General features: G+C 44.0%; 6 protein-coding genes. 5 read left to right on the top strand and 1 reads right to left on the bottom strand.

Translation table 11 applies throughout. From position 1 onward, the window contains the following. Positions 1 to 538, top strand: a 538-nt coding sequence (locus tag PX484_RS19440; protein ID WP_288105188.1) for a Uma2 family endonuclease, incomplete at its 5' end; no start/stop codon positions are given. Positions 539 to 548: 10 nt separating this feature from the next. Here the strand turns inward: PX484_RS19440 and sufR are convergent. Beyond that, complete coding sequence (sufR, locus tag PX484_RS19435; RefSeq protein ID WP_002804342.1) at positions 549 to 1,187, bottom strand: iron-sulfur cluster biosynthesis transcriptional regulator SufR; 639 nt, start codon at positions 1,185 to 1,187, stop codon at positions 549 to 551. Positions 1,188 to 1,410: 223 nt separating this feature from the next. On the opposite strand from sufR, the gene sufB reads away from it, so the two are divergent. From sufB to PX484_RS19415, 4 genes are all read left to right on the top strand, one after another. After that, complete coding sequence (gene sufB, locus PX484_RS19430) at positions 1,411 to 2,853, top strand: Fe-S cluster assembly protein SufB (RefSeq protein WP_002804340.1); 1,443 nt, start codon at positions 1,411 to 1,413, stop codon at positions 2,851 to 2,853. Positions 2,854 to 2,976: 123 nt separating this feature from the next. Further along, positions 2,977 to 3,747: a Fe-S cluster assembly ATPase SufC gene (gene sufC / locus PX484_RS19425; RefSeq protein ID WP_002795094.1), complete on the top strand. Its 771-nt coding sequence runs from the start codon at positions 2,977 to 2,979 to the stop codon at positions 3,745 to 3,747. Positions 3,748 to 3,883: 136 nt separating this feature from the next. Next, positions 3,884 to 5,209 (top strand): Fe-S cluster assembly protein SufD, encoded by a 1,326-nt coding sequence (gene sufD / locus PX484_RS19420; protein WP_002801232.1) that lies wholly within the window; start codon positions 3,884 to 3,886, stop codon positions 5,207 to 5,209. A 55-nt stretch (positions 5,210 to 5,264) separates the two neighbouring features. Next, positions 5,265 to 6,527: a SufS family cysteine desulfurase gene (locus tag PX484_RS19415; protein ID WP_287666773.1), complete on the top strand. Its 1,263-nt coding sequence runs from the start codon at positions 5,265 to 5,267 to the stop codon at positions 6,525 to 6,527. Positions 6,528 to 6,612: the final 85 nt, after the last annotated feature.

Raw genomic sequence — 6,612 nt, 5'->3', positions numbered from 1 at the left:
TTTTGCCGCCGGCAATTTAACCATTTATTACAGTCCCAACCAGAAAAAGTCAGAATTCTGCCGTGGTCCTGATTTTTTCGTGGTTTTGGGGACAAATCCCAATCCTAACCGCAGAAGTTGGGTAGTTTGGCGAGAAGAGGGTAAATATCCCAATTTAATTATCGAAATTCTCTCCGATAGTACGGCCCAAGTTGACCGAGAGGAGAAAAAACAAATTTATCAAGATATATTTCGCACTCCCGATTATTTTTGGTTTGACCCAGAAAGCCTAGAATTTGAAGGATTTACTCTAATTAGCGGTCAATATCAACCGATTGCACCCAATGCTCAGGGACGGCTCTGGAGTCAACAATTAGGCTTATATTTGGGTTTATCTGCCAATAAATTGCGCTATTTTACCCCCGAAGGGGAATTAGTACCCACTCCCGCAGAAGCGGCACAACAGGCAGAAACCCAAGTTGAACAGGAAAGGCAGAAATCCGCAAAATTAGCGGCTAAACTGCGGGAATTGGGCATAAATCCCGATGAAAATCTCTAATCTCCCCCTTTCAACCCTTGCACTTAATTAGATAACCACATCGTTGCTCACCTTGATTGATCCAGTGAGTCCGTTCGATCGTACAATCGGGAAGCAGCATGGCAAACATTTCTAATTCATGGCCACAGATACTGGGATAGGAACCGGCGACCTCAGCAATAGCGCAATGATGCTCGGCCAGGATATAACTATTTTCTGCTTCCAGTGCCACTAATTCTGCCATATAACCCTCCTCTTGGCGAATTTCCAGCAATTTTCTCATTCTTTCCCCTAAAGACCCCTTGCCGAGGCGCAATTGATATTCTGCCGCTTTGCGTTGCCACTGTTTTTTGAGAATTTCCCCCACCTGTTGCTCTCCCACCGTCTCCACGAGAGTATTGAGGAAAGAAACGGCGAAATTATCGTAATTATGGGGAAAACGGCCACGACCTTGACGACTGAGACGATAAATGTGCTGGGGCCGTCCTATCTTATTTTGTACGGCAAAATATTCTATCAGTCCTTCCTCCTCCAAATCCTTAAGATGGCGGCGCGTCGCTTGCGGACTAATACTTAACTCCTCAGCCAAGTCTTGGGCAGTAGATTGACCGTTTTTGAGCAAATATTGCAGAATATCGTCTTTCGTCGAGGCGGGTTGAGTCGTGGTCATGATACCAAAAACAGAGGCTTTAGCGTACAATTGCTGAGAGTCAAGAAGCGGCCAATTACCCCTACAGAGTAACCTGAATAACAGAGGTTTACCAGCATCCTCTCAAATTTTCCGTGACTTTGACAACAGCTTTGTTGTTAATCTATTATATAATCAATTTAAACAACTTTATTGTTGTTTAACTGCCTCCCCTGCCTACCGCGTAGAGAGAACACTAACCCCCATGAGTGCAACCACCGTTAAAAACCTCGTTAACCAACCCTACAAGTACGGTTTCATCACCGATATCGAATCGGAAACCATCCCCCGCGGTTTGAATGAGGAGATTATTCGCCTAATTTCGGCGAAAAAGAAGGAACCGGAATTCATGCTCGATTTTCGTCTCCGGGCCTACCATCAATGGCAAAAGATGACCGAACCCAGTTGGCCGCACGTTTCCTATCCTGCCATTGATTATCAAAATATTATCTACTACTCTGCACCCAAACAGAAAAAAGAAAAACTCAACAGTCTTGAAGAAGTTGACCCCACTTTAATCGAAACCTTTGAAAAATTAGGCATTCCCCTTTCGGAACAAAAACGCCTTTCTAACGTGGCCGTCGATGCTATCTTTGACAGCGTTTCTATCGCCACAACTTTTAAAGAAAAACTAGCAGAACAGGGGGTTATTTTCTGTTCTATTTCAGAAGCTTTACAGGAACATCCTGAATTAGTACAAAAGTATCTCGGCAGTGTAGTTCCCGTGGGTGATAATTATTTTGCCGCTCTTAATTCGGCCGTTTTTAGCGATGGTTCCTTTGTTTTTATCCCCAAAGGTGTCGCCTGTCCTATGGAATTGTCCACCTATTTTCGGATTAATAACGGTGAGACGGGACAATTTGAAAGAACTTTAATTGTCGCTGAAGAAGGGGCATCGGTAAGTTATTTAGAGGGTTGCACCGCTCCGATGTACGATAGTAATCAACTTCATGCCGCCGTTGTGGAATTAGTCGCCCTCGATAATGCGGATATTAAATATTCGACGGTGCAAAATTGGTACGCTGGCGATGCCAATGGGAAGGGAGGTATTTACAATTTCGTCACTAAACGGGGTCTGTGTAAAGGAGTTAATTCTAAGATTTCTTGGACGCAGGTGGAAACTGGTTCGGCAATTACTTGGAAGTATCCCAGTTGTGTCTTAGTCGGCGATAATTCCGTCGGGGAATTCTACTCAATTGCCCTAACTAATAACAAACAACAGGCCGATACAGGTACGAAAATGATTCACATTGGCCGCAACACCAAGAGTACGATTATTTCTAAGGGAATTTCGGCGGGTAACTCCCAAAATAGTTATCGCGGGTTAGTGAAAATGGGACCGAAAGCCAAGGGAGCAAGAAATTACTCCCAGTGTGATTCTATGCTGATTGGAGATAATGCCGAAGCTAACACTTTTCCCTATATTCAGGTGGATAACAACAGTGCTAAAGTAGAACACGAAGCTTCTACCTCTAAAATCGGTGAAGACCAATTATTCTACTTCGCACAACGGGGTATTTCCGAGGAAGATGCTGTCTCTATGTTAGTCAGTGGTTTCTGTAAGGATGTCCTCAGTAAATTACCGATGGAATTCGCCGCCGAAGCTGATAAACTCCTTAGTCTCAAGCTAGAAGGAACCGTCGGATAATCAATAAAGTAGGGTGGGTTAGGCGATAGCCGTAACCCACCAAAAGCTAAGACAATTTATCCATCAATTGATGATTCGCCGTCAACCACCAAAACTAATATTTTTGTTCTAGAAAAACATCTCATGAGTGAAGTAATTTTATCGGTAAAAAATCTGACCGCTAGTATTGACGGAAACCAGATACTTAAAGGAGTTAACCTCGAAATTAAAGCAGGTGAAACCCACGCAATTATGGGGCGCAATGGCTCAGGAAAAAGCACCTTTTCCAAAGTAATCGCTGGACATCCCGATTATGAAGTAACTGGGGGAGAAATAATTTATAAAGGCGAAAACCTTTTAGACAAAGAACCCGATGAACGAGCGCTTATGGGGATCTTTCTCGCTTTCCAATATCCCCTAGAAATCCCCGGCGTTAGTAACCTCGATTTTCTTCGCGTTGCCTATAATGCCAGACAAAAATATTTAGGTTCGGAAGAATTAGATAGTTTTGACTTTGAGGAATTAGTCGAGAAAAAACTAGAAGTTGTCCAGATGAATCCTAGCTTTCTTGGCAGAAGTTTAAACGAAGGTTTCTCCGGTGGTGAGAAAAAACGTAATGAAATACTACAAATGGCTTTATTAGAACCTACTTTAGGAATTCTCGATGAAATTGACTCCGGTTTAGACATCGATGCTTTGCGAATTGTTGCCCAGGGAGTCAATCACTTAGCTACTCCCGATAACGCTTTTTTACTTATCACTCACTATCAGCGTCTGCTCAACTACATTGAACCCGATGTTATTCATGTTATGTACGATGGGCGCATTGTCACCAGTGGCGGTAAAGAATTAGCTCTTGAATTAGAAAGAACTGGCTACGATTTCCTCGATGAACAAGTATTAGCCGTTAAATAATCTAGCTATCAGTTATCAGTAGTCAGGAGATTATTTTTACTTATTCTCCCCCTCTCCTCTCTACCCTCTCCCCAATTCATAATTCATAATTCATAATTCATAATTCCCACACCCCAAACCCCACCCCCTCTTACCAATGACAGCCATAATCACGAAACCTGAACAATCAGGAGAATTATTGTTAAAATTGTCGCGAGAAACGGTTCCCACTATCGATAACGGTAAAATTCTCGAATTAAGAGAATCGGGAGCCAGTAAAGCTCAAGAATTAGCCATTCCTGGCAGAAAAGATGAAGAATGGCAATTCACCGATTTAAGTCAACTCTGGGCGATCGATTTTCGCGCCCCCCAAACCGTTACAATCGATAAAAATGCCCTAGCTGTTTTTTTACTGCCCGAAGCCAAAAACAGCCACCTAGTCTTCGTTAACGGCATTTATCAGCCCGAATTGTCCGATATTTCCGCTTTACCCCCCGGTGTCAGCGTCGGTAATCTCGCCAATGCACAAAAAGATGTTCTTGTCAACTATCTAGGCAAAGAAAAAACACCCGAATTTTTTACCGCACTCAACCAAGCTGGACTAAGCGATGGGGCAGTAATTCACGTCACCGCTAACACCGTCGTCACAACCCCGATACATCTCCTATTTATCACCGTTGTGGAGGAAATTCCCCGCTTTTATCAGCCCCATAGCCTAATCGTGGCGGAAACTGGAGCTAGTGTCAATATTATCGAGAATTACGGAGCTTTAGCCGAACATTGCTCCGATTTACCTGTAAATTACTCTTATTTCACCAACGCTGTCACGGAAATTTACCTCGAAGCCAACGCCGAGGTTATCCATACCAGAGTACAACGGGAATCGGGAGATGGTTTTCACATCGGACGCACGATAATTGAACAAGGGCGCGATAGCCGTTACACTCTCAACGAGATAAATCTAGGAGCTAAACTCTGCCGTCATAACCTCGATGTCCTGCAAAAAGGAGCACAAACCGAGACAAATCTGTACGGATTAGCCATGATTACCGGACAACAAACCGCCGATACCCACAGCGCCATCTATCTCAACCATCCCCACGGCATCACCAAGCAACTGCATAAATGTATAGTTGATGGTAGCGCTCACGCCATCTTTAATGGTAAAGTGTTTGTTCCCAAACCCGCCCAATTAACCAACGCCTCCCAGTTAAATCGGAATTTGTTAATTTCTAACAAGGCACGAGTCAACACCAAACCGGAATTACAAATTACCGCCGATAACGTCAAATGTTCCCACGGGGCAACCGTTAGCCAACTGGAAGCCGATGATTTATTCTATCTGCAAAGCCGGGGCTTAAGTGCCGACACCGCCCGCAGTTTGTTAATTGATGCTTTCTCGGCCGAGATTTTAGCTAAAATTCCTCTAGAATCCCTCCGCCAAAGATTGGGGCAATGCGTCGCCTGTCGCAGTGTGGAATAACTCTACCGGGGTGGGTGTCAACCCGCCCAAAGTACCCCTCTGACTCCTGACTAAAATGACAATTATCCAAGAAAAAACCCTCGCCCAAAAAGTCCGCGCCGATTTCCCTATCCTCCATCAAACCGTACACGATAAACCCCTTATCTATCTCGATAGTGCCGCCACTTCCCAAAAACCAATTCAAGTATTAGAAACCCTGCGAAACTATTACGAAAAAGATAACGCCAATGTGCATCGGGGGGCGCATACTTTAAGTGTCCGGGCAACGGAAGCCTACGAAGGGGCCAGAGATAAGGTGGCTAGGTTTATTAATGCCGCTTCTCGTCAGGAAATTGTCTATACTCGCAACGCCACGGAAGCGATTAATTTAGTCGCCTACAGTTGGGCATTAAATACCCTGAAAGCAGGGGATGAAATTATTCTCTCGGTGATGGAACACCACAGTAATTTAATCCCTTGGCAAATTGTCTGCCAAAAGACGGGAGCAGTGATTAAATATGTGCAGTTAACCAGCGAAGAAAGCTTTGATTTAGAACAATATAAATCCTTGTTATCTGACAAAACTAAATTAGTTGCTGTCCTCCATGTTTCTAATACATTAGGCTGTATTAATCCCGTTGCCAAAATAGTCAGCCTTGCCCATCAAGTCGGTGCGAAAGTATTAATTGATGCCTGTCAAAGTGTCCCCCATTTAGCCATTGATGTGCAGTCCATAGATTGTGATTGGTTGGTGGCTAGTGGTCATAAAATGTGCGCCCCCACCGGTATTGGATTTTTGTATGGCAAAGAGGCGATTTTAGAGGCAATGCCGCCCTTTTTTGGTGGTGGCGAAATGATTGCAGAAGTCTATTTAGACCATTTTACCTGTGCCGAACTGCCCCACAAATTTGAAGCGGGAACCCCCGCTATTGGCGAAGCGATTGCCCTCGGTGCTGCGGTAGAATATTTAATGGGTTTAGGGATGGATAATATTCATGCCTACGAAGAAGAGTTAACCGCCTATTTGTTCAAAAAATTAGGAGAAATTGAGGGTTTAAGAATTTACGGGCCATCACCTAGTTTAACGGGCCAAGGTCGGGCTAGTTTAGCCGCCTTTAATGTGGAAGGGATTCATGCTAGTGATTTAGCTACTTTATTAGACCACGAAGGAATTGCTATTCGTTCCGGTCATCACTGTACCCAACCTCTACACCGCCTTTTTGATGCTTCCGGCAGCGCGCGGGCAAGTCTATATTTTTATAATACCCGCGAAGAAATTGATAGCTTTATTGTCGCTTTACAGGAAACTATTGATTTCTTTGCCAATTGTTTTTCTTAGGGGTATCTCTGGCCCCTTTTCCTGTTCTTAAAGAGTGAAGGAAGTTACTTATTATTATCAAGGAATTTGTCCCGAAACGGGCGAG

The organism is Microcystis sp. M49636_WE2, from assembly GCF_030065375.1.
GTDB lineage: Bacteria > Cyanobacteriota > Cyanobacteriia > Cyanobacteriales > Microcystaceae > Microcystis > Microcystis aeruginosa_C.
The sequence above is the reverse complement of the archived record's forward strand: the minus strand, read 5'-3'. Positions and strand labels throughout refer to the sequence as shown.